Genomic DNA, 23,094 nt, shown 5'->3' with positions numbered 1-23,094 from the left:
TTCAAGGCGCTTGTTGCACGATCAGGCGGAGAGGATTGCATGCGCGGCAAGCGTCACCAGAATGCGGCGAAGAATGGCAAGGGTCGTTCGGGTTCGGAACCGGCCGAGGATCGCCAGGATACCGGCAAGGCAACGCTGGAAGGGCGCAGTTTTCTCTATGTCGGCGGCCGTGATTGTCAGGTGGCGCATCTGCGCGAGATTGCCAGCTCCTTTGGTGCCGAGCTGCTTCATCATGATGGCGGCCTGCGCGAGGCAGTCTCGCGCATCGACCGGGTACTGCCTTCAGTCGATTGCGTGTTCTGCCCGATCGACTGCATCAGCCATGACGCATGTCTGCGCGTGAAGACAGGCTGCAAGAAGTGGGGCAAGGCCTTCGTGCCGCTGCGCAACGGCTCGAAATCGAGCCTTGAGCGCGCGCTTCAGGACCTGACCACCAGCCGCGACGAGCGGTAATCCTCCCGAGATAAGACGAGAGTTTGCAATGAACGAAGAACGTCCTGAGCTCGCCATGATGATCGGCCTGCACAAGCTGGCGGCCCAGCAAGGCGATGGCCTGGTGCCTGAGCTCTACGAGATCCTGACGCGTCGCGCGCGCATGGTTGAAGAGAATGCCAACGTCGCTGAGTTTCCAACCTGGCAGGCGCGCCCGTCAGTTCGTGATCCGCTCGGCCTTGCAGAGCCGAAGGAAGCAACTATTCTCGCCTTTCCGCGGGCCGCAAACGACGCTGCCCGCAAGAAGGAAAGCGCCTAAAAGCAATCCCAGGAAAAGTGCGAAGCGGTTTTCCGTCCGGGATTGCGGCGTTCAAAACGAGCGAATCCAGGAAAAGTGCGTAGCGGTTTTCCGCCCGGAATTGCGCTCATTCAAAGATTTGGATCATTTCGCTGTCAGTGAAATGACCTGGGAGACCAAGATGTACGTTGCCATGAACCGTTTCCGTATCGCCATCGGCCATGAAGAGGCCTTCGAGGCCGTATGGAAGGGGCGCGATTCCAGCCTTTCAGAGATGGCAGGCTTCGTTTCCTTCCACCTGCTGCGCGGCGACAGCGTGCCGGAGGAGGGCTACACGCTCTTCGTCTCGAACTCGGTCTGGAAGGACAGGGGTTCGTTTTCAGCCTGGACGAAGTCGGAGAACTTCCGCGTTGCGCACAGGAATGCCGGCGAGAACAAGGCGATGTATCTCGGTCCGCCGAAGTTTGAAGGTTTTTCGGCTGTCGAAGGCGCCTGATCCGCGCGCGTCAGTACAAGCCACCTGATTGCATATCATCGCCACCCGGATGGAAGACCCATCCGGGTGGCGAATTGCTTTTGGGTTAGGCTGACTTGCGCGGCAGGAAGGCGCCGAGCGAGACGGCGAGCCAGCCGACCATGATTGTCGTGCCGCCGAGCGGCGCCGACATCGGGAACAGACCGTGGCCCGAGACATGGCGCACCGCGAGATCAGCCGAGAACAGCGCCGTTCCAACTGCGATCAGCAAGGCCGCAACGGCGGCCGTGCGAAAGCTTGGCCAGGCGGCGTAGAGCGCGACCAAGGCCGGGGCATGCGCAAGGCACATGGCGGAAATGCCGGCGAGCAATCTCGGGTCGTCGCCGTGCGAAGCAGCGGCCGCGCTGACAACGCCGGTCAGGCCCATCAAACCGGCAACAAATAGCGTCGTTGCGCGAAATCCGCTGTGCGACATGCTCATTCCTTATTCTGCATATGAAGGGCGAGGCGGGTGATCGGGTCGAGGATGACTTGCCGGAGCTTCGGATGGTCGATCGTTTCCTCGAGCGCGCGGGTGAAGCAGAGGAGCCACTCGTCCCGTTCCTCAGGCCCGATTTCGGCGACGAAGTGGCGGCGGCGCAGCATCGGATGGCCGCGCTTTTCAACGTAGATTGGCGGTCCGCCGAGCCAGCCAGTCAGGTACTCGTAGAACTTCTCTTCGCTGCCGGAAAGATCCGGCGGATGCACTGCGCGGCAGCGTGCCGCTTCCGGCAACGTATCCATCAGCTCATAGAAACGGCGTGTCAGGGCGCGAACCGTCGGGTCGCCGCCGATGGCTTCATAGAGGGTGGTGGTTTCCGGTTCCGCCATGCTTGCGTCCTTCGTTGCGTCGGTCCTAGCGCGCGGCGACGGGGCGGACAACGATTTTTCAGAAGAGGAGTTTGCGGCGTTTCATCGCGGTCGTACGTTGCTTCTCTTGACAAACCGTCTAGACGGTATCTTTATAGTAGCATGACCGAAGCTCATCGCCGCAAGAAGCAGCCGGAACAGGTGCGCCAGCAATTGCTGGAGGTTGCCGCACGCCTTTCGCACGAGCAGGGGGTGGCGGGCATCACGCTCGATGCCGTGTCCCAGGCGGCGGGCGTCAGCAAAGGCGGGCTGCTGCACCACTTTCCGAACAAGCTCGCTCTTCTCGACGGGCTGTTCGACGACCTGGTGACGCGGTTCGATTGCGAGATCGAGGCGGCGATGGCACGCGATACGGTGGCGAAAGGGCGCTTCACCCGCGCCTATATCGATGTCTGCTTCGCGCTTGATCCCACAACCGATGTGCCGGGCTGGCGCATGCTGACGATTGCGCTGATTGCCGAGCCGCATCTGAAGAGACGCTGGCGCGACTGGGTCACCCGCAGAACCGCAGAGTTTGTGGAGACCGATGGTTCGCCGGGCTGTGTGCTGGCGCGTTTTGCCTGCGACGGCGTGTGGCTGGCGGATCTGATGCAGAGCCACGATCTCGATGCTGAGGCGCGGGTCGGTCTTGTTGAAAATCTCAAGGCGCTTTCGGCGCAGTAACCCGGATGGAATCTCCCATGAACCCTGCCATGCTCTATACCGTCCTGGTTGCAGCGATCGTCTTCGAGGTGCTCGGCACCTCGGCGATGCAGGCGGCCCAGCACTTCACTCGCCTGGGGCCGACGGTGATGATGGTGATCTGCTATGCGATCGCCTTCTTCTTTCTGTCCTATACGCTGCGCTTCATCCCCGTCGGCATCGCCTACGCGGTCTGGAGCGGGCTCGGCATCGTCCTGATTTCGCTCGTCGGTTACTTCGCCTTCGGGCAGAAGCTCGACCTGGCGGCGATCCTGGGACTGGGCCTGATCATATCCGGCGTGGTTGTGCTCAACCTGTTTTCCAAGTCCACCTTCCACTGAGGCGGTCGGCAGCCAGGTCTCAGGCGCCCTGCGGCGGGGGGGCGGTCGATTCCCGCAGGATCAGTTCGACCGGCCAGAGCTCGTGAACCTCCTCAGTGGGCTTGCCTGAAAGAAGCTGCAGCACGAGATCGGCCGAGCGCGCGCCGGCGGCGCGCATGGAAGAGCGGGTCGCCGAGAGCGACGGCACCATGTTCTCCGCGGTGAGGTAAGGGAACACGTCGTCATGGGCGATGACCGAGACTTCGCGCCCGATCTCCAGACCCATGGACCGCGCTGCCCGATAGATACCGAGCGCCGTCATCATCGAGCCGGCGACGAAGGCGGTTGGGCGTGGCGTCTGTTCCAGGAAGGAGCGGGCGAAGCGGAAGCCGAGTTCGTCCGTGAAGTTGCCGTGGGCGACGAGGCGCGGATCGAAGGGGATGCCGCGCGCCTGTAGCGCGTCGCGGTAGCCCTTGTCGCGGTGAAGCGAGAAGGTGCGCCCCTGCCGGCCGTTGATCATGGCGATGCGGCGATGGCCGAGATCGATGAGGTGCGAGGTCGCGCGGCGGATCGCGCCTTCATTGTCGATGTCGAGCCAGGCGTGCGGCACATCGATATCGGAGCGGCCGTGCACCAGGAAGGGCATGCCGAGCTTGTGGAGGAGGGAGATGCGCTCGTCGTTCGGTTCGGGCGAGTGCACGATCACGGCATCGACGCGGCCGCTGACGGCAAGTCGGCTATAGAGCTGGATTTCACCCGTAGGGTTCTTGTCGTCCATCGGGCTGACGAGAATATCGATATCCTCGGTGCCAAGCCGTTCGGCAAGGCCGCCCATGAATTCGGAGAAATGGAACTCGCCGGAGCGGCCCATGACCACGCCGATCGCGCCGGCGCGACCGGTGGCGAGCCGCACGGCATTGATGTTCGGACGATAGCCGAGGCGGCTTGCCTCTTCGGCCACGCGCTTGCGCGTCTTTTCGCTGACCTCCGGATAGCCGCTCAGCGCCCGGCTGACGGTGGTCGGCGAAAGGCCCAGTTGTTGTGCGAACTCCCTCAGTTTCATTCGGTATGCGTTTCCTCAAGCCCTAGCCCGGTCCCAGAAATATACACCTTCGTTGCCGGTAACAATCGGTTTGTCGGAAGCGTCCTGCGCTTCGGTTCGACCCGGAATTTTACCAAACCGTTTTAAATTATTGCGACTCCCCTTTAATTTCATGGGTTACCGCGACATGTGGATGAAATTTCATTCAATCAATTATGTTATTGAACATAAAATATTATTTCGAAAAATTCACGGCCAAACGACATTTTCTAGCGCATGGATTGACAGTTTTTCTGTCTTCTGCCAACTTTTTCTCATCCAAACCGCTTTCGAATTTGCCGAGGAGCTTTCGTGCGGTGGAGGGGGAACAGGAGGAGTCGACCCGATGACAACCATGCTCAATGCTCTGACTTTTTGTGCCGCGATCGTTGCCGCCGGAACGGCTGGCGCCGCCGAGCTTTCGCTCGCCGCGAACACGACCGGCAAGAACGTCAATTTCATTCGCGAACAGCTGGACATTTTCGAGAAGCAGACCGGGCACAAGGTGAGCCTGGTCACCATGCCGCCGTCGAGCAGCGAGCAGTTCAGCCAGTACCGGCTTTGGCTTGCTGCCGGAAACAAGGATGTCGACGTCTATCAGACCGACGTCGTCTGGGCGCCGCAGCTGGCAGACCAGTTCGTCGATCTGACGGAAGCGGCAAAGGACGTCGTCAGTCAGCACTTCCCGTCGATCATCGCCTCGCAGACGGTGAACGGTCGCCTCGTGGCCTTGCCGGTCTTCACCGATGCGCCGGCGCTGTTCTATCGCAAGGACCTGCTCGAAAAATACGGCAAGACGCCGCCGAAGACCTGGGACGAACTGGCTGCGACCGCCAAGGAAATCCAGGAGAAGGAGCGGGCCGCTGGGCAGGCCGATCTCTGGGGCTATGTCTTCCAGGGCAATGCCTATGAAGGCCTGACCTGCAACGCGCTCGAATGGGTCAAATCCTCAGGCGGCGGACAGATCGTCGAGCCGGATGGAACGATCTCGATCAACAACGAGAAGGCGGCCGCCGCGATCGACCGGATCAAGGGTTGGGTCGGCACGATCTCGCCGCAGGGCGTGCTTGCCTATCAGGAGGAAGAATCGCGTGGCGTCTGGCAGACTGGCAATTCCGTCTTCATGCGCAATTGGCCCTATGCCTATGCGCTCGGCAACGGCGACGACAGCACAGTGAAGGGCAAGTTCGCGGTGGCACCGTTGCCGACGGCCACCGATGGCGACCAGCCGTCTTCGACGCTCGGCGGCTGGAACGTCGCCGTTTCCAAATATTCCGACGACCAGGAAGCAGCGATTGCGCTCGTCAAGTTCCTGTCGTCTGCTGAGGTGCAGAAGCGCCGGGCGATCGAGCTTTCCAACCTGCCGACGGTTGCGGCACTCTACGACGACGCGGATGTCGCCAAGGCCCAGCCGTTCATGCCGGCCTGGAAGCCGATCTTCGAAAGTGCAGTGCCGCGTCCGTCGGCCATCACCAAGGTCAAGTACAACGAGGTCTCCGCCAAGTTCTGGAATGCGGTCCACAACTCGCTCTCCGGCAACGGCACGGCGGCGGAAAACCTGGAACTGCTCGAAGTCGAGCTCACCGAGATGAAGGGCGACAGCTGGTAATCCTCCCGGGGGCGAGGGGAGTGCTTGTCAAGCCTTCCCTCGCTCCACCGAGTAACCGCCGACGACGTCCAGCGCTTCGAAAGCAATCAAGTCCGGATGGGAAACGCGTCACACTTTTCCTGGACTTGTCTGTGGGCGTCGTTCCTCTCGGGCCAGCTGCTCGGCCGTGCGCCGAATGGCAARAGTGAGCCAAGACAATGACCGATCTTTCACTCGCAGATCCTCCTTCTGCTCTCGGGCAGCAGGCAGGGATCCGTTCCGACCTCAATGCCAGCCGCGTTCGCTCCGCCTGGATCTTTCTCGCGCCGACCTTGCTGGTGCTCGCCCTTGTCGCCGGCTGGCCGCTGCTGCGCACCGTCTATTTCAGCTTCACCAATGCGTCGCTGACCAACCTTGAAGGCGCCGAGTTCGTCGGCTTCAAGAACTACCTCAGCTGGATCACGCTGAAGAGCGGGCGCACGGTCTATAACGGCCTGCTCGCCGATCCCGCCTGGTGGAACGCCGTCTGGAACACGCTGAAGTTCTCGGCGGTTTCCGTCACCATCGAGACGGTGCTGGGCCTGGTTGTCGCCCTGGTGCTGAACGCGAACTTTCCCGGGCGCGGGCTGGTGCGCGCTGCAATCCTCATCCCCTGGGCCATTCCGACCATCGTCTCCGCCAAGATGTGGGCCTGGATGCTCAACGACCAGTTCGGCATCTTGAACGATCTTCTGCTTGGCCTCGGCCTGATCAGCCAGAAGGTCGCCTGGACCGCCAATCCGGAGACGGCAATGGTTGCCGTCTTGATCGTCGACGTCTGGAAGACGACGCCGTTCATGGCGCTGCTCATCCTTGCCGGACTGCAGATGGTGCCTTCCGATATCTACGAGGCGGCGAAAATCGATGGCGTGCATCCGCTCAAGGTCTTCTGGCGGCTGACGTTGCCCTTGATCCGCCCGGCGCTGATGGTGGCGGTGATCTTCCGCATGCTCGATGCGCTGCGCATCTTCGATCTCATCTATGTGCTGACGCCCAACAACGCCCAGACCAAGACCATGTCGGTACTGGCCCGCGAAAACCTGTTCGACTTCGACAAGTTCGCATATGGCGCCGCTGCCTCGACGATGCTGTTCCTGATTATTGCGGCGATCACCGTCGCCTACATGTGGTTCGGCCGCGTCAACCTGGAGGGAGAACGCTGATGGTTGCCACCCTCGCCAGGCGCACGGCGTTCTACGCCCTTGTTGCCGCCATCATCATCATGGCCGTCTTCCCGTTCTACTATGCGGTGCTGACGAGCTTCAAATCCGGAACGGCGCTGTTCCGGGTCGACTATTGGCCGACCGAAATCTCCTTCGACAACTACGCCGGTATTGTCTCAAGCAGCGGCTTCCTGCGCAACCTCGCCAATTCGCTGCTGGTCGCAACGATCGTCGTCGCGGTTTCGCTGCTGTTGGCCGTCACCGCGGCCTATGCACTGGCGCGCGTACGGTTTCGCGGACGCGGACTGCTGCTTCTGACGATCCTGTCGGTGTCGATGTTTCCGCAGATCGCCGTGCTTGCCGGGCTCTTCGAACTCATCCGCTCGGTCGGGATCTTCAACACGCCCCTGGCGCTGATCTTTTCCTACATGATCTTCACGCTGCCCTTCACGGTGTGGGTGCTCACCACCTTCATGCGCGATCTGCCAGTCGAGATCGAGGAAGCGGCGATCGTCGACGGGGCGACGCCCTGGGTGATCATCACTCGCGTGTTCATGCCGCTGATGTGGCCGGCGCTGGTGACGACGGGGCTGCTCGCCTTCATTGCCGCCTGGAACGAGTTCCTGTTCGCGCTGACCTTCACGTCGTCCGACAGCCAGCGCACCGTGCCGGTTGCGATCGCGCTTCTGTCCGGCAGCAGCCAGTACGAAATCCCGTGGGGCAACATCATGGCCGCATCGATCATCGTCACCGTGCCACTGGTCGTCCTCGTGCTGATCTTTCAGCGGCGGATCATCTCCGGGCTCACGGCCGGCGGCGTCAAAGGATAAGGGGAGAAAACATGGCAGAGCTTCAATTGCGCAACATCCGCAAGTCCTTTGGCGCCTTCGAGGTGATCAAGGGCGTCAGCATGGACATCCGGGCCGGCGAGTTCATGGTCTTCGTCGGGCCGTCCGGCTGCGGCAAGTCCACGCTGCTGCGGCTGATCGCCGGGCTCGAGGACATCTCCTCGGGCACGCTGTCCTTCGACGGTCAGATGGTCAACCAGTTGACGCCGTCCAAGCGCGGCATCGCGATGGTGTTCCAGTCCTACGCGCTTTACCCGCACATGACGGTATTCGAGAATATGTCTTTTGGCATGCAGCTCGCGGGCAAGGACAAGGAGCAGTGCAAGAAGCGCGTCGAGGCCGCGGCCGAGATGCTGCAACTGACGCCCTATCTGCAGCGTTTGCCCCGGCAGCTCTCGGGCGGACAGCGCCAGCGCGTCGCCATCGGTCGGGCGATCGTGCGCGATCCCAAGGTCTTTCTCTTCGACGAGCCGCTCTCCAATCTCGATGCGGCGCTGCGCGTTGCGACCCGGATCGAGATCGCCAAGCTGCATCGCAGCATGCACAAGACGACGATGATCTACGTCACCCACGACCAGGTCGAGGCGATGACATTGGCGGATCGCATTTGCGTGCTACGGGATGGTCGGGTCGAACAGATCGGCACGCCGCTCGAACTCTACGAGAGCCCGAATTCGGTCTTCGTCGCCGGTTTCATCGGCTCGCCGAAGATGAACTTCCTCTCCGGTGCACTGGCGGCACCCTATGATGCCCACACGATCGGCATCCGCGCCGAGCATCTGGAGATCCGGGCGGGCGACGGCAGGTGGTCGGGAACGGTCGTGCACTCCGAAATGCTCGGCTCCGACAGTTACATCTATCTCGATATCGGCGCCGCAGAACCGGTCATCGTTCGGGAAGGCGGCACCTCGCATCACCGGACGGGCGAGACGGTTGAGATCTCGCCGATCGGCGGCAACATCCATCGCTTCGATGCATCGGGGCAGGCCCTCGGCCGCGCGCCCATGAAAGGGGCTGCCTGACCAGGACCCGATCAAGCTGAAGACACCCAGGGCTTCGGGGTCGCCAATTCCCGGCGGCCCCATCTATCGTAAGACGACATGCCCGCAACGGGCGAACACGCAAGGAGAATGACCGTGCCTATCAGAACAGTCGTTTGGGGCGAGAATATTCACGAGCAGACCAACGAGATCGTCCGCAGCATCTACCCGAACGGGATGCACAACACGATTGCGGCGGCACTCAACACCGAAGGTGCGATCGAGGCGACGACGGCGACGCTGCAGGAGCCGGAGCACGGGCTTAGCGTCGAGCGCCTGGCCAATACCGACGTGCTTCTCTGGTGGGGCCACAAGGACCACGGCGCCGTCAGCGACGAGATCGTCGAGCGCGTTGCCAAGCGGGTCTGGGAAGGCATGGGCCTGATCGTGCTCCACTCCGGCCACTTTTCGAAGATCTTCAAACGGCTGATGGGCACACCCTGCGCGCTGAAGTGGCGCGAGGCCGGTGAACGCGAGCGCGTCTGGGCGATCAATCCCCGCCACCCGATCGCCGAAGGGCTGGACGAGAACTTCGTGCTTGAAAACGAAGAAATGTATGGCGAGCAGTTCTCCGTGCCGGAGCCGCTCGAAACCGTGTTCATCTCGTGGTTTGCCGGTGGCGAAGTGTTCCGCTCGGGGCTGACCTGGCGCCGCGGCGCCGGCAACATCTTCTATTTCCGTCCAGGCCACGAGACCTACCCGACCTATCACGACGCCAATGTCCAGAAGGTACTGCGCAATTCGGTAAAGTGGGCCTACAACGCCGACAACCGCTACACGGCGATCCATGATGCGCCGAACGTGCCGGTGGAGAAGGCATTGGAGCCGATCGTCGAGCGTGGGCCGCGGCTGCATCAGGCCGGCGAAGCAGGATACAGGTGAGCATCATGCGTCTTCTCATCGTAGGAACCGGCGGCATGGCAAACAGCCATGCCCAGGCCTTTGCCAAGATCGAAGGCGTCGAGATGGTCGGCGCGGTCGATGTCGATCCCGCACGTGCCAAGGCGTTTGCCGAGAAACACGGCATTGCCGAGACCTTCACCTCGCTCGACGAGGCGATCGCCTGGGGCAAGTTCGATGCGGCGACGAACGTGACGCCCGACAAGGCGCACCACCCGACGACGCTGGCACTGATTGCCGCCGGCAAGCATGTGCTATGCGAGAAGCCTCTGGCGGAGAATTACGCCAAGGCGGCTGAGATGGCGGAAGCCGCCGAGCGCTCCGGTCTGGTGACGATGGTCAACCTCACCTACCGCAATGTCGCGCCGCTGCAGAAGGCGCGGGCGATGGTGCTCGCCGGGGAGGTCGGCAAGCTGCGCCACCTCGAGGCGTCCTATTTGCAGAGCTGGCTCGTTTCCAAGGCCTGGGGCGACTGGGCGACGGAATCGCAATGGCTGTGGCGGCTTTCGACCAAGCACGGCTCGAACGGCGTGCTTGGCGATGTCGGCATCCATATCCTCGATTTCGCTGGATACGGCGCCGGCACCGACGCTGCCCGGATCTTCGCGCGGCTGAAGACCTTCGACAAGGCGCCTGGTAACCGCATCGGCGAGTATGATCTCGACGCCAATGACAGCTTTGTCATGACGGCCGAGTTCGGCAACGGCGCCATGGGCGTCATTCATGCCAGCCGTTGGGCGACCGGGCATCTGAACGAACTCAGGCTCAGACTGCACGGGGACAAGGGTGCGCTCGAAGTGGTGCACACGCCGGACGGCTCGACGCTGCGCGCCTGCCTCGGCGCTGACGTCGAAACTGCAACATGGCGTGACGTCGATGCGGGCACGGTTCCCACCAACTACCAGCGCTTCGTGGCGGCCGTTCGCGAGGGCAAGACCGAGGATCCGGGCTTCCGCCATGCGGCAAACCTGCAGAAGGTGCTTGACCTTGCGATGGAGACGGAAGCCGGACGGCGCGAACTCGCGGTCTGAGGCTTTGCCGGGCGGGAGTCATTGTCACCCGCCTCCTGTCCGGGTTCGAATTTTCACCTTCCGAGAACCCATTCGGCGATCCGTGTTACGCAGCACGGATCGCCGAATGCGGTACAGCGCCCTGCGTTTTCTAGGGAACGCTGGGGCGAATGTAACACCTTGACTGCCGCATTGCCCTTCGTCGATTTTGATCTCAGGGCTTATGCAGCAGGGTCCGCTTCAGGGTGTTACCGTTGCGCCGACGGTGTTTTCCACCGACTGGCCGAGACGCCGCACCTGCTCGTTGTAATTCTTGCGGGTGTTGGGGTCGAAGATCATGATCGGCGCCGAGACTGCGAGGCTCGCCGCGCTGCCGACGGTCTGAGTGGCGCCGAGCGTCACGGCACCGATGCGTTCGCCGAGCCCGACATCGGAATCGGTCACGGTCTGGCCCGCGATCAGGCGGTTGCCGAGCAGGCGTACGACTTCCGGGCTTTCGGCGAACTTGCCGTGGTTCAATTTGTCGCCGCCCTTCAGCGCCGTCAGGTCGAGAACGGTGATGCCGGCCTGTTCCAGTTGCGTGCGATAGGGCTCGACCGTCGGGTCGATCTGGCCGAGGCGGTCGATGTTGCCGGAGATGCGTCGTGACAGGTTGAGCGCCCGGTCATCGCGAGAAACGAACAGGGTGAACTTCGGCCGCTTGTCGCCCATCGCGCGGATCTGCTTGCCGAAGACGTCGACGTCGAGATCGGGCGAGGCGAGGATCACGTCGGTGATCTTCGGCGCGACGCGGCCGTTGCGGATCGCCATTTGCCGCAGCGCCTCGATTGTCAGCCACGAGCCCATGGAATGGGCCATAACGGTGATTTCGCCGACCTTCGGATCCTTGGACGCGCGCTGCAGCAGGTCTTCGAGGGAATCGCGCGAGAAGTTCGTGCTTTCCTTGTCGTAGTTGTAGCCGAAGACGCTGGCGCGGGAGGGCCAGGTGAAGATGATCGGCGCAACGTCCGCCTTGGAATCGTGCACGATCTGGGCAAAGCGATAGACTGCGTCCTCGTAGCGGTTGTTGAAGCCGTGAACGAAGATCAGCACGCGGCGGCTCTGGGGTAGGTGCGCCTTCAGCCAGGTCTGTGCGTCGTTGCCCTGGTGCAGCGGCGTGACGCTGACGGTTGAGAAATCACGTTCCGGGTTGGCCGGAAGCTTCTTCGGCCACTGCACTTGCCCGACTTCGCGGTTCTTTTCCGGCGGGATCGAAACGACGATTTCCGTCAGCGACAGTTCGTCGGACCGTTCGCCACTGAAGAGGACGCCGGGTTCGGCCGAAGGAGCACGGGTGGTGGCGACCATCAGGTCGACCTCGGAGGCGCCGCCCGTCGTTCCCGAGGGGACCAGCACGCCGACGGGGCGGCCGGCGCAGGCTGCAAGGGTCACCGCAAGCAGAAGCGTCGCGGCGATGCGGCCCCAATGCCCCTTCGGGCCTGCGAGAGAGAACGAAGGCAGCAACCAAACCCCCAATGCCGCATCATGCGGCGCGACAGCTCGACCATCCGAACCGAGCCATCTCATTGCATTAGAAATCGCAGCTTTTCACCCCTCGGCAGACCTTCGAGGGCTCGGCGTGCCGTCTTTGCCGGCGGGCCTGCGACAATCATGCAACATTTCGCTACAGCACGGCCTGGGTAAAACCCCTTGATATTCATTGAAAAGGCTTTGGCCTTTCACTAGCATCGCACAACCTTTCCGTGGACGCGGCCCTTAAATGCCCCGTTCGATCTCCCTGAAATGATGAAGGAATTCAGGAATGCAGGCGGTTTTCGATGGCCACAACGACGTGCTTCTGCGGCTGTGGCAGAATGCGCGAAAGGGTGCTGACCCGGTCCGCGAATTTGTCGACGGTATCGGCGAGGGCCATATCGACGCGCCACGCGCCAAAGCGGGCGGCCTCATCGGCGGAATTTCGGCGATCTACGTGCCTTCAGGCGATCTGGTGTTGCAGCCGCCGGGTGAAGACGGCCATTACGAAACGCCGCTCTCCGCGCCCCTCGAACATCTGCCGTCACTGGCGATTGCCATGGAACTCGCCGACATCGCCGTTCGTCTTGATCGGGCGGGGGCGTGGAAGCTCTGCCGCTCGACCGGCGAAATCCGCGGTGCGGTTGAGGCCGGCGTCTTTGCTTCCGTCCTGCATATGGAGGGCTGTGAGGCAATTGGCGCTGATCTTTCGGCGCTCGAAACCTTCTATGCCGCGGGCCTGCGCTCGCTTGGACCGGTCTGGAGCCGCCACAACGTCTTCGGTCACGGTGTGCCGTTCTCCTATCCGAAGTCGCCGGACACGGCGCCGGGGCTGACGGAGGCGGGTTTCGAACTGGTGCGCGCCTGCAACCGCCTGGGCATTCTGATCGACCTCGCCCACATCACCGAAAAGGGGTTCTGGGACGTCGCGAAAACCACGGATCAGCCGCTCGTCGCCAGCCATTCGAACGCGCACGCGCTGACGCCGGTTGCCCGCAATCTGACCGATAGGCAACTCGATGCCGTCCGGGAAAGCAAGGGTCTCGTCGGGCTCAATTATGCGACGACGATGCTGCGCGCCGATGGCCAGGAGAATGCTGCAACACCGCTTTCCGATATGGTTCGCCATGTCGACTATCTCGTCGAGCGCATGGGCATCGAGTGCGTGGCGCTCGGATCGGACTTCGACGGGGCGACGATCCCTGAAGCGATCGCCGACGCGGCCGGGAATCAGGCGCTCGTTGCGGCGCTCAGAGGGGCCGGATATGGTGACGCCGAACTGGCAAAGATATGCCGGGAAAACTGGTGGAGAGTTCTGGGGCAGGCTTGGCACGAGGCCGCCTGAACCCATGAAGAAGGGGCCCAAAAGGGCGCAAACGAGGGAACTGCAAAAATGATGCACAAGCTCAATGGACGTCTTCGTCTTCTGACCGCTTCGGCGGCGCTGGCCATGGTGATGGCTGCGACCGCACCGGCCTTTGCCGAAACGCCGAAGGACACGCTGGTCGAAGCCTTTGCGATCGACGACGTCATTTCCATGGATCCGGGCGAAGCCTTCGAGCTGACCGCTGCCGAAGTGACCGGCAACACCTACAGCATGCTGGTACGCCTTGACACCAACGACACCTCCAAGGTCGTCGGCGACCTCGCCGACAACTGGACCGTGTCTGACGATGGCCTGACCTACACCTTCAAGCTGAAGTCCGGCCTGAAGTTTGCGTCGGGCAATCCGGTGACCGCCGAGGACGTCGCCTGGTCGTTCGAGCGCGCCGTGAAGCTCGACAAGAGCCCGGCCTTCATCCTCACCCAGTTCGGCCTCACCGGCGACAACGTGACGGAAAAGGCCAAGGCTGCGGACGAACAGACCTTCGTCTTCACCGTCGACCAGCCCTATGCGCCGAGCTTCGTGCTCAACTGCCTGACGGCGACTGTTGCTGCCGTGCTCGACAAGAAGCTGGTGCTCGACAACGTCAAGCCGGTGACGCCGACGGACGACTACAAGTATGACAACGATTTCGGCAACGAATGGCTGAAGACCGGTTATGCCGGCTCGGGTCCGTTCAAGCTGCGCGAATGGCGCGCCAACGAAGTCATCGTGCTTGAGCGCAACGACAACTACTACGGCGAACAGGCAAAGCTCGCCCGCGTCATCTATCGCCACATGAAGGAAAGCTCCGGCCAGCGCCTGGCGCTTGAAGCCGGCGATATCGACGTTGCCCGCAACCTCGAGCCGGGCGATCTTGACGCCGTCACCAAGAACGCGGATCTGGCAGCCACCAGCGCGCCCAAGGGCACGGTCTACTACATCAGCCTCAACCAGAAGAACGCGAACCTCGCAAAACCTGAAGTGCGCGAAGCCTTCAAGTATTTGGTCGACTACGATGCGCTCGGCTCGACGATCATCAAGGGCATCGGCGAAATCCACCAGAGCTTCCTGCCGAAGGGCGTTCTGGGTGCACTCGACGAGAACCCCTACAAGCTCGACGTCGCCAAGGCGAAGGAACTGCTCGCCAAGGCTGGTCTCGCTGACGGCTTCACCGTGACCATGGACGTTCGCAATGGCCAGCCTGTCACCGGCATTGCCGAATCCTTCCAGCAGACCCTCGGTCAGGCCGGCGTGAAGCTCGAGATCATCCCGGGTGACGGCAAGCAGACGCTGACGAAGTATCGTGCCCGTAACCACGACATGTATATCGGTCAGTGGGGCATGGACTATTTCGACCCGAACTCGAACGCCGAAACCTTCACCAGCAACCCCGACAATTCCGACGAAGGCAAGAACAAGACCCTTGCCTGGCGCAATGCCTGGGACGTTCCGGAGCTGACGAAGAAGACCAAGGACGCCCTGCTCGAGCGCGACAGCGCCAAGCGTGCCGAGACCTACAAGGAACTGCAGAAGACGGTGCTTGGCGAAAGCCCGTTCGTCATCATCTTCCAGCAGACCGAAGTCGCCGGCTACCGCGGCAACGTCAAGGGCCTGAAGCTCGGTCCGAGCTTCGACACCAACTTCGTCGCCGGCATTACCAAAGAATAAGCCGTCTCGAAGGAATAAACCGAAAGGATCGTTCCCTTGAGCATGAGCGGAACAGGGACCGTGGACGGGCGCAAACGCGCCCGTCCCGGCAAGATCGCGGCAGCAATGCTGCGTTTTTTCGTCGTCGTCGTGACGACCTATCTCGGCCTTCTGGCCGTCACCTTCTTCATCGGACGGATAATCCCGATCGATCCGGTTCTGGCCGTCCTCGGCGACCGGGCGCCCACGCATGTCGTCGAAAGGACGCGCGAGGCGATGGGGCTGAACCTGCCCCTCTATCAACAATTCTTCATCTATGTCCGCCAGGCGCTGACGGGTGATTTCGGCGTTTCGGTGCTGACGACCAATCCCGTCATGACCGACATCCGCCGCGTCTTCCCGGCGACCATGGAGCTTGCGACGCTCGGCACTCTGATCGGCGCCGTTTTCGGCGTTCCGCTCGGCGTTCTCGCCGCCGTCAAGCGCGGCAGCATCGCCGACCAGATCGTGCGCGTCATCGGCCTTGTCGGCTATTCCGTGCCGATCTTCWGGCTGGCGCTCCTGTCGCTGCTGGTGTTCTACGCGCGGCTGAAGTGGGTCGCCTATCCGGGCCGTATCGATATCGTGTTCGAATACACGTTCACGCCGATCACGGGCTTCTACCTGTTCGACGCGCTCTGGCAGCGGCAGTGGGACGTGCTCTGGGACGTGTTCCGCCACATCATCCTGCCGGCCTCGCTGCTCGGCTATTTCTCGCTCGCCTATATCAGTCGCATGACGCGCAGCTTCATGCTTAACGAGTTGCAGCAGGAATACATCGTGGCGGCGCGCGCCAAGGGATTGTCCGAGACGCGTATCATCTGGGGGCATGCGCTGCGCAATGCGGCGGTGCCGCTCGTGACGGTCATCGCGCTTTCCTATGCCGGTCTGCTCGAAGGTTCGGTGCTGACCGAAACCGTCTTCGCCTGGCCGGGCCTTGGCCTCTACATCACCAATTCGCTGCAGAATGCCGACATGAACGCCGTCCTTGGTGGCACCATCGTCATCGGTTCGGTCTTCATCGGCATCAATCTCCTGTCCGACCTGCTTTACCGGACGCTCGACCCGAGGACGCGCCAGCGATGAGCACCATTACCGAAACACGTGCGATGACACGCCGCGAATGGCTGCTGTCCGATCGCCCGCAGTCGCGCACCCAGGCCCGCCTCGGCCGCGCCTACATGACCTGGCAGCGCTTTGCTGCCAACAAACTGGCCGTGCTCGGCCTCATCATCCTGCTGGCGCTGGTCTTCATTGCAGCCTTCGCCGATGTCCTGGCGCCGCATTCGCCCTATATCGGCGACCTCGCCAATGCGCGGCTGATGCCGCCAGGAAGCCCAGGCTATCTGCTGGGCACGGACGATCTCGGCCGCGACATCCTCTCGCGGCTGATCCATGGTTCGCGGCTGACGCTCGCCGTGGTCCTTCTCGTCGCGGTCATCGCCGCGCCGATCGGGCTGATCGTCGGTGCGGTCGCCGGCTATGCCGGCGGCTGGGTCGATGCGGTGCTGATGCGCATCACCGACATCTTCCTGGCCTTCCCGAAACTGGTTCTGGCGCTCGCCTTCGTCGCAGCGCTCGGGCCGGGCATCGAGAACGCGGTTATCGCGATTGCCATCACCTCATGGCCACCCTATGCGCGTATTGCCCGCGCAGAAACGCTGACGGTGCGCAACTCCGATTACATCGCCGCCGTGCAACTGATGGGCGCGTCGCCGATCCGCATCGTGTTCCGCCATGTGATGCCGATGTGCATGTCGTCGCTGATCGTGCGCGTCACGCTCGACATGGCTGGTATCATCCTGACCGCCGCCGGCCTCGGCTTCCTCGGCCTCGGCGCGCAGCCGCCGTTGCCGGAATGGGGTGCGATGATCGCTTCCGGTCGCCGTTTCATTCTCGACCAGTGGTGGGTGGCAACGATGCCGGGCATCGCGATCCTGATCGTCAGTCTCGGTTTCAACCTGCTCGGCGACGGCCTGCGCGATGCGCTTGACCCGCGGGAGAGCGGCCAATGAGTGCGCTTCTGACCGTTGAAGACCTCAAGGTCTCGTTCCCGACCCGCACCGGCCTCGTCGAGGCTGTGCGCGGTGTCTCCTTCACGCTCGGCCGCGAGCGCCTCGGCATCGTCGGCGAAAGCGGCTCCGGCAAGTCGCAGACCGGCCGGGCGATCATGGGGCTGACGCCGGGTCACGCGCAGGTGACGGCAAAGCAATTGAACTTTGACGGCATCGACCTGCTCGCAGCATCGCCGAAGGTCCGCAGGGATCTCAGGGGCAAGCGGATCGCGATGATCCTGCAGGATCCGAAGTATTCGCTGAACCCGGTGATGAGCATCGGCCGGCAGATCGTCGAGACCCTGCGGCAGCATGAGAGCGTCAGCCGTGGCGAAGCCCGGGAACGGGCGCTCGACATGCTGGCGGCGGTGCAGATCCGTGATCCGAAGCGCGTCTACGACCTCTACCCGCACGAAGTGTCGGGCGGCATGGGGCAGCGCGCGATGATCGCGATGATGCTGGTTGCCGGCCCGGAACTGCTGATCGCCGACGAGCCGACCTCGGCGCTCGACGTGACGGTGCAGCTCGAAGTGCTCGGTATCCTCGACAAGCTCGTCGCCGACCGTGGCATGGGCCTGATCTTCGTTTCGCACGATCTGCGCCTGGTCTCGTCCTTCTGCGACCGGGTGATCGTCATGTATGCCGGTCGGATCGTCGAGGAACTGGCGGCGTCCGAGCTCGCCAACGCCAAGCATCCCTATACGCAAGGACTTCTGAACTGCATGCCGGCGATCGGCTCCGATCGTCATCCCCTGCCGGTTCTCGACCGCAAGCCGGAGTGGGCTCAATGACATCTGCCGTTTCCGTTTCGAACCTTTCCGTCACCTACGACGAGTTCAAGGCGTTGAACGACGTCAGCGTCGAGATTGCGCCGGGCGAATCCTTCGGGCTCGTCGGCGAATCCGGGTCGGGCAAATCGACCTTGCTGCGGGCGATTGCCGGCCTTGCGCCGGTCACGGGCGGCACCATTCGGGTTCACGATCGGGTGCTGCAGGGGGCTAAGCGCGACAAGGCCTTCTACCGCGCCGTGCAGATGGTGTTTCAGGATCCCTACGGCTCGCTGCATCCGCGCCAGACGATCGACCGGCAATTGCTGGAGCCGCTGGCGATCCACGGTGTGGCCGACGGCGAGCGCCGTATTCTGAAGGCGCTTGATGAGGTCGGTCTTGGGTCCGGCTTCCGCTTCCGTTATCCGCACCAGCTTTCGGGAGGCCAGCGCCAGCGCGTCGCGATCGCTCGTGCGCTGATCCTCGAACCCTCGATCCTGCTGCTCGACGAGCCGACCTCGGCACTCGACGCCTCGGTGCAGGCCGAAGTTCTGAACCTCCTGGAACAGGTCCGTCGTGACCACAAGCTCACCTTCATCATGGTCAGCCACGACCTCGGCGTCGTCACCCATATGTGCGACCGGCTGGCGGTCATGCAGGGCGGGCGTGTGGTCGAGCGCTTGTCTTCGGCGGACCTCGTCGCGGGGCGTATCGGCGAGGACTATACGCGTAGCCTGATGGCCGCGAGCAAGGGCTTCCAGCGCAAGGACGCCGTCGCAACCGCGTGAAGTCGGTATCGATAGAAGCGGGACCATGGTCCCGCTTCTATTCTCCGACTGGAATGCGCCTGGGCGACAGCCGCTCCGTTAGGCGCTTTGTCGCCAGATCGAGGTGGAGTTGGTGATCACCTTCTGGATTCGCCGCTGCTCACGCCATTCCCGCCCCATGTCCTTGATGACCGGGCGCGCCTCGGGCGAGAAGATGTAGTTGCGGGAACGCCCGACATAGGATTCCATCGCCGGGTTCACGCCCGAATAAAACTGCTTCTCCGGGTCTCGTGAGAGATCCATCAGGCCGGCGCAGTGCCGCGCAAACCCGCCGCGCAGGATGGACGGAGACGTCGTAAACTTCGGGAAGGTGCGAAACAGCGGGATCTTGATCCCGAGGAAGCGCGCATACTCGTTTCGCTGATGAAAATGGCCTTTACGCCCGATATCCCAGTTCTGGTCCGCCGTATGGAACGACACCTGGGTGATCGCCGGATCGGCGAAGGGCGCCAGCAATACCTCGCCGATGTCCCTCAAGGCAATCCAGTCGTCTTCGAGGTGAAAGACGTACTCGGCGCTGGTCGCCGACCATAGTCTCGCGACGGCCGCGCAGAAGCCGGTGCTCTCCGGTTGAAACACGACCCCCTCGGGGAAATTGCTGCGGAAGATATCGACACAGGCGCGATGATCCTCGATCGAGCCGAAGGCGGGATCAAGGTTGAGATAGGCTCCGCCGAGTTCAAGATTGCTGAAAATTCTCTCCCGGAAGCTCGTTAGCGTCTGGGCAAGCAAGTCTGGGCGCCGCGTGGCGACAATGCATAGGTCAAGGGTAGACACGGCACCTCCTTGGGTGCTTGTTTGCAACCGTCAATACCCACGCCGTTGCTGAGTGTGCCTTCGATTTTGCCTATTTTGAGGCAAGGCGTCTCAGGGCGATATTTTTTTGATTTTCGTTACTTAGGGAGAATGTGGGGCGGTAGAAGGCTGCGACATCCCTTTACCGCCCGGTCTTCTGATCAGAGGATCCGAATTTCCGGAATTGCAACGACGAATTGCCCGCCCCAGGCGCGGATCGCCGCGTTGTCGGCGACGATTTCGTCCGTGAGATTCCAAGGCAGGATCACGAGATAGTCGGGTTTGGCGACCTGCAGGTGGGCTGGCGCGTGTACAGGAATGTGGGTGCCCGGCAGGAGCTTGCCCTGCTTCAGATCGTTGCGGTCGACGGCGAAGGCGATCTCGCCAGGCTTGACGCCGCAGACATTGAGGAAGGTATTTCCCTTCGCCGCGGCGCCGTAGGCGGCCACTGTCTTGCCTTCGGCCCTGGCACGGGCCAGGAACGCTTGAAACCCTTTGCAGACGGCGGCGATCCGGTCGTCGAAGGCGGCATAGGTCTCCATGCGCGTCAGGCCGGCAGCCGCCTCCTTCTCGCGCACGGCTGCGAGCGACTCGGTCGTTTCGCGGGTACCGGAGGCAAGTTGAGCAAAAACGCGCAACGAGCCGCCATGGGTGCCGAGTTCCTCGACGTCGAAGACCTTCAGGCCGGAGCTCTCGAAAATGCGCTCGACGGCAGCCAGCGACAGATAGGAATAGTGTTCGTGGTAGATCGTATCGAACTGCACACCTTCGATGAGGCGCAGGAGGTGCGGAAACTCGAAGGTTGCCACACCCTCGGGCTTCAGCAGAATGGCAAAACCGCCAACGAAATCCGCGATGTCGGGCACATGCGCCAGCACGTTGTTGGCGGCCGTCAGGTCGGCGCGGATGCCGCGATCGACGAGCGCCGTCGCAGTTTCCCGGCCGAAGAATGCCACCTCGGTCGGAACCTTGCGATCCTCGGCGATCCGCGCTGCATTGGCGGCGGGCTCGACGCCGAGCACCGGGACGCCCTTGGCGACGAAATACTGTAGCAGATAGCCGTCATTCGAGGCGATCTCGACAACCTGCGACGTGCTGTTCAGCCCGAAGCGCTCGGTCATGGTATCGGCGTAGCGGCGGGCGTGTTCCAGCCAGCTTGTCGAGAACGACGAGAGATAGGCGTAGCCGTCGGTGAAGATTTCGTCGGCCGGCACGGTCTCCGTCGTCTGGACCAGCAGGCATTCGGAGCAAACCATTGCCTTCAGCGGAAACGCGCGCTCGCGCGCCAGCGCTTCTTCGGTTGGCTCCAGAAACGAGTTTGACCAGGGCGTTGATCCCAAATCGGCAAAGACGGTCTCGAGGGGCGTCGAGCAGAAACGGCAGTTGTGGGGCATCGAAGTCGTTAGCCTCTCATGAATGCGTCGATTTGGCCGAGCGTCAGGTCACGGGCAACGGCGCCACGGCGCCAGCCGTCATACCAGCGTGCGGTCCATTCGATCGCCTGGTCCTGGGAAAGACGGGAGGTCCAGGATAGTGTTTTCAGGGCAAGGGCGGGATCAAGGCCGAGGGCCTGCATCTCGCGCGGCTGGTCGTGCGCCGAGGTCTCGTGCCATTCCGTCGGCAGGCCCATGGCGGTCTGGATCGCACCAGCGACGTCGCGCACCGGGATCTGTCGTTCCGCGGGGGAGGGACCGAAGTTCAGCGCGGCCACCTCGGTCTCGTCGCCGTGGAGGGCTTCGGCATAGACGAGGTAGCCATTGAGGCAGTCGAGCACGTGCTGCCAGGGACGGGTCGCCATCGGGCTGCGGATCGCGAGCGTTTCACCGGAGAGGGCCGCCCGGACGATGTCGGGCACCAGACGGTCGACGGAAAAGTCGCCGCCGCCGAGTACATTGCCGCCGCGCGCGGTTGCTATCCGGATGCCGCGCTCGCGCAGGAACGAATCCCGCCAGGTCGAGACGACCAGTTCGCAGGCGGCCTTGGAGCCGGAGTAAGGATCATGGCCGCCGAGCACGGCTTCTTCCGGAAAGTGCCGGCCGCTCTCGTCGTTGCGGTAGACCTTGTCGGTGGTCACGACGACGATCGCCTTCAGAGCGGGTGCCGTGCGGGCGGCCTCAAGCACCCGTACCGTTCCCATGACGTTGACGTCGAAGGTTTCCGCCGGTGTCCGGTAGCTTTCGCGCACCAGCGGCTGGGCGGCCATATGCAGGATGATTTCCGGGTCGAACTGCCGAATAGCCGTCGTGAGCCTGTCGCCGTCGCGGATATCAGCGAGATTTTCGTGTAGGAAACCTTCCGACCCGACCAAAGCGTGCAAAGCCGGCTCGGCTGAAGGTGGCAAGGCATAGCCGGCAACCCGGGCACCCATCTCGGCCAGCCAGAGCCGCGCCCAGCTTCCCTTGAAGCCGGTGTGGCCCGTCAGAAGCACGCGCTTGCCGGCCCAGAAGGCAGGGTTGGCAAGCCGGCTCATGACCAGACTTTCCAGGGCGCGGACCCGTGTTGCCAGAGGTCTTCGAGCTGGTTCTTGTCGCGCAGCGTGTCCATCGGTCGCCAGAAGCCGTCATGCGGGAAGGCCATCAGCTGGCCATCGCGGGCGAGACCTTCAAGCGGCGTGGTCTCGAACGAAGTGTGGTCACCCTCGATGCGGTCGAGCACCGACCGGTTGAGGACGAAGAAGCCGCCATTGATGCGGTTGTTGTCGCCGGCAGGCTTCTCGATGAAGCTCTGAACCTGTCCATCGCTGACGGCGAGCGCGCCATAACGCCCGGGCGGAACCACACTGGTCACGGTTGCTTCGCGGCCGTGGCTGCGATGGAAATCGGTCAGGGCCTTGATGTCGACATCGGCGACGCCGTCGCCATAGGTGAGGCAAAACGTGTCGCCCAGATGATCGGCAACGCGCTTCAGGCGCCCGCCGGTCATGGAGTCCGTGCCGGTGTCGACGAGTGTCACGCGCCAGGGCTCGGCCTTGTTGGAATGGAAGAGCGTCTCGCCGGTCGCCATGTCATAGGTGACGTCAGAAGAGTGCAGGATGTAGTTGGAGAAATACTCCTTGATCATGTAGCCGCGATAGCCAAGGCAGATCACGAAATCCGAAAACCCGTAGTGGCTGTAGATCTTCATGATGTGCCACAGAATCGGCCTCCCGCCGATTTCGATCATCGGCTTGGGTCTCAGATGGCTCTCCTCCGAGATGCGCGTGCCGTAACCACCGGCAAGTATGACGACCTTCATGCTCTCTTCCCGCTGTCGCTAGATGCCCAATGCAAGGTAACCGGGCATTCGGATTGACAACATCGGCAG

25 protein-coding genes are annotated in these 23,094 nt (G+C 62.5%); 17 read left to right on the top strand and 8 right to left on the bottom strand.

Annotated elements, in window-relative coordinates; all coding sequences use genetic code 11:
• Window positions 1-39 precede the first annotated feature (39 nt).
• The 3 genes from AB4Z53_RS29030 (at window position 40) to AB4Z53_RS29020 (ending at window position 1,226) form a co-directional block, all read left to right on the top strand.
• Window positions 40-453, top strand: a complete 414-nt coding sequence (locus tag AB4Z53_RS29030) for a DUF2325 domain-containing protein (RefSeq protein WP_441598956.1) — start codon at window positions 40-42, stop codon at window positions 451-453.
• A 28-nt stretch (window positions 454-481) separates the two neighbouring features.
• Window positions 482-751, top strand: coding sequence for a hypothetical protein (locus tag AB4Z53_RS29025; protein ID WP_113535614.1), 270 nt, complete (start codon window positions 482-484; stop codon window positions 749-751).
• Window positions 752-911: 160 nt separating this feature from the next.
• Complete coding sequence (locus AB4Z53_RS29020) at window positions 912-1,226, top strand: antibiotic biosynthesis monooxygenase family protein (RefSeq protein WP_441598955.1); 315 nt, start codon at window positions 912-914, stop codon at window positions 1,224-1,226.
• 85 nt (window positions 1,227-1,311) lie between these two features.
• Here AB4Z53_RS29020 and AB4Z53_RS29015 read toward each other — a convergent pair whose 3' ends face one another.
• A complete protein-coding gene (locus tag AB4Z53_RS29015) occupies window positions 1,312-1,680 on the bottom strand; it encodes a DUF423 domain-containing protein (protein WP_441598954.1) in 369 nt (122 codons plus the stop codon).
• Between the two features lie 2 nt (window positions 1,681-1,682).
• Window positions 1,683-2,075, bottom strand: coding sequence for a group II truncated hemoglobin (locus AB4Z53_RS29010; protein WP_113535612.1), 393 nt, complete (start codon window positions 2,073-2,075; stop codon window positions 1,683-1,685).
• Window positions 2,076-2,216: 141 nt separating this feature from the next.
• Here AB4Z53_RS29010 and AB4Z53_RS29005 point away from each other — a divergent pair, with 141 nt between their 5' ends.
• On the top strand, window positions 2,217-2,777 hold the full coding sequence (locus AB4Z53_RS29005) for a TetR family transcriptional regulator (RefSeq protein ID WP_441598953.1): 561 nt from the start codon (window positions 2,217-2,219) through the stop codon (window positions 2,775-2,777).
• A gap of 17 nt (window positions 2,778-2,794) precedes the next feature.
• Window positions 2,795-3,136 carry a DMT family transporter gene (locus AB4Z53_RS29000; protein WP_291154166.1) on the top strand — a complete coding sequence of 114 codons (342 nt, stop codon included), beginning with the start codon at window positions 2,795-2,797 and terminating at the stop codon, window positions 3,134-3,136.
• A gap of 19 nt (window positions 3,137-3,155) precedes the next feature.
• Here AB4Z53_RS29000 and AB4Z53_RS28995 read toward each other — a convergent pair whose 3' ends face one another.
• A complete protein-coding gene (locus tag AB4Z53_RS28995; protein WP_113535610.1) occupies window positions 3,156-4,178 on the bottom strand; it encodes a substrate-binding domain-containing protein in 1,023 nt (340 codons plus the stop codon).
• A gap of 364 nt (window positions 4,179-4,542) precedes the next feature.
• Here AB4Z53_RS28995 and AB4Z53_RS28990 point away from each other — a divergent pair, with 364 nt between their 5' ends.
• The 6 genes from AB4Z53_RS28990 to AB4Z53_RS28965 all read left to right on the top strand — a co-directional run bounded on the left by AB4Z53_RS28990 (window position 4,543) and on the right by AB4Z53_RS28965 (window position 10,805).
• Window positions 4,543-5,805, top strand: a complete 1,263-nt coding sequence (locus AB4Z53_RS28990) for an ABC transporter substrate-binding protein (RefSeq protein ID WP_441598952.1) — start codon at window positions 4,543-4,545, stop codon at window positions 5,803-5,805.
• A 197-nt stretch (window positions 5,806-6,002) separates the two neighbouring features.
• Window positions 6,003-6,986, top strand: coding sequence for a carbohydrate ABC transporter permease (locus tag AB4Z53_RS28985; protein ID WP_441598951.1), 984 nt, complete (start codon window positions 6,003-6,005; stop codon window positions 6,984-6,986).
• Window positions 6,986-7,816, top strand: coding sequence for a carbohydrate ABC transporter permease (locus AB4Z53_RS28980; protein WP_113535607.1), 831 nt, complete (start codon window positions 6,986-6,988; stop codon window positions 7,814-7,816). The genes AB4Z53_RS28985 and AB4Z53_RS28980 overlap by 1 nt, the downstream gene beginning before the upstream one ends.
• An 11-nt stretch (window positions 7,817-7,827) precedes the next feature.
• Window positions 7,828-8,856 carry an ABC transporter ATP-binding protein gene (locus tag AB4Z53_RS28975; protein ID WP_441598950.1) on the top strand — a complete coding sequence of 343 codons (1,029 nt, stop codon included), beginning with the start codon at window positions 7,828-7,830 and terminating at the stop codon, window positions 8,854-8,856.
• A gap of 108 nt (window positions 8,857-8,964) precedes the next feature.
• The gene (locus AB4Z53_RS28970; RefSeq protein WP_441598949.1) at window positions 8,965-9,756 is read left to right on the top strand and encodes a ThuA domain-containing protein; all 792 of its coding nucleotides are present in this window, start codon (window positions 8,965-8,967) and stop codon (window positions 9,754-9,756) included.
• Between the two features lie 5 nt (window positions 9,757-9,761).
• On the top strand, window positions 9,762-10,805 hold the full coding sequence (locus tag AB4Z53_RS28965; RefSeq protein ID WP_441598948.1) for a Gfo/Idh/MocA family protein: 1,044 nt from the start codon (window positions 9,762-9,764) through the stop codon (window positions 10,803-10,805).
• Between the two features lie 219 nt (window positions 10,806-11,024).
• Here AB4Z53_RS28965 and AB4Z53_RS28960 read toward each other — a convergent pair whose 3' ends face one another.
• On the bottom strand, window positions 11,025-12,287 hold the full coding sequence (locus tag AB4Z53_RS28960) for an alpha/beta hydrolase (RefSeq protein WP_441598947.1): 1,263 nt from the start codon (window positions 12,285-12,287) through the stop codon (window positions 11,025-11,027).
• A gap of 298 nt (window positions 12,288-12,585) precedes the next feature.
• On the opposite strand from AB4Z53_RS28960, the gene AB4Z53_RS28955 reads away from it, so the two are divergent.
• The 6 genes from AB4Z53_RS28955 to AB4Z53_RS28930 are packed head-to-tail and all read left to right on the top strand — an operon-like array spanning window position 12,586 to window position 18,957.
• Complete coding sequence (locus tag AB4Z53_RS28955) at window positions 12,586-13,641, top strand: dipeptidase (protein ID WP_441598946.1); 1,056 nt, start codon at window positions 12,586-12,588, stop codon at window positions 13,639-13,641.
• Between the two features lie 48 nt (window positions 13,642-13,689).
• Window positions 13,690-15,330, top strand: a complete 1,641-nt coding sequence (locus AB4Z53_RS28950; protein ID WP_223725234.1) for an ABC transporter substrate-binding protein — start codon at window positions 13,690-13,692, stop codon at window positions 15,328-15,330.
• A gap of 42 nt (window positions 15,331-15,372) precedes the next feature.
• Window positions 15,373-16,434, top strand: coding sequence for an ABC transporter permease (locus AB4Z53_RS28945; RefSeq protein WP_441598945.1), 1,062 nt, complete (start codon window positions 15,373-15,375; stop codon window positions 16,432-16,434).
• Window positions 16,431-17,363 carry a nickel transporter permease gene (nikC, locus tag AB4Z53_RS28940; protein WP_113535600.1) on the top strand — a complete coding sequence of 311 codons (933 nt, stop codon included), beginning with the start codon at window positions 16,431-16,433 and terminating at the stop codon, window positions 17,361-17,363. The genes AB4Z53_RS28945 and nikC overlap by 4 nt, the downstream gene beginning before the upstream one ends.
• Complete coding sequence (locus AB4Z53_RS28935) at window positions 17,360-18,193, top strand: ABC transporter ATP-binding protein (RefSeq protein ID WP_113535599.1); 834 nt, start codon at window positions 17,360-17,362, stop codon at window positions 18,191-18,193. The genes nikC and AB4Z53_RS28935 overlap by 4 nt, the downstream gene beginning before the upstream one ends.
• Window positions 18,190-18,957, top strand: coding sequence for an ABC transporter ATP-binding protein (locus AB4Z53_RS28930; RefSeq protein ID WP_113535598.1), 768 nt, complete (start codon window positions 18,190-18,192; stop codon window positions 18,955-18,957). Before AB4Z53_RS28935 ends, AB4Z53_RS28930 begins: the two co-directional genes overlap by 4 nt.
• A 78-nt stretch (window positions 18,958-19,035) precedes the next feature.
• Here the strand turns inward: AB4Z53_RS28930 and AB4Z53_RS28925 are convergent, their stop codons facing one another.
• The 4 genes from AB4Z53_RS28925 to rfbF form a co-directional block, all read right to left on the bottom strand.
• Complete coding sequence (locus AB4Z53_RS28925) at window positions 19,036-19,773, bottom strand: hypothetical protein (protein ID WP_441598944.1); 738 nt, start codon at window positions 19,771-19,773, stop codon at window positions 19,036-19,038.
• A gap of 179 nt (window positions 19,774-19,952) precedes the next feature.
• Window positions 19,953-21,185 carry a class I SAM-dependent methyltransferase gene (locus AB4Z53_RS28920; protein ID WP_441598943.1) on the bottom strand — a complete coding sequence of 411 codons (1,233 nt, stop codon included), beginning with the start codon at window positions 21,183-21,185 and terminating at the stop codon, window positions 19,953-19,955.
• An 8-nt stretch (window positions 21,186-21,193) separates the two neighbouring features.
• The gene (gene rfbG, locus AB4Z53_RS28915; protein WP_441598942.1) at window positions 21,194-22,261 is read right to left on the bottom strand and encodes a CDP-glucose 4,6-dehydratase; all 1,068 of its coding nucleotides are present in this window, start codon (window positions 22,259-22,261) and stop codon (window positions 21,194-21,196) included.
• Entirely contained in the window at window positions 22,258-23,025 is a 768-nt protein-coding gene (rfbF, locus tag AB4Z53_RS28910) for a glucose-1-phosphate cytidylyltransferase (RefSeq protein ID WP_113535594.1), read from the bottom strand. The genes rfbG and rfbF overlap by 4 nt, the downstream gene beginning before the upstream one ends.
• Between the last annotated feature and the right edge of the window lie 69 nt (window positions 23,026-23,094).

This window comes from Ensifer sp. 2TAB8 (assembly GCF_052115125.1).
Classification (GTDB): Bacteria; Pseudomonadota; Alphaproteobacteria; order Rhizobiales; family Rhizobiaceae; genus Ensifer.
The sequence above is the reverse complement of the archived record's forward strand: the minus strand, read 5'-3'. Positions and strand labels throughout refer to the sequence as shown.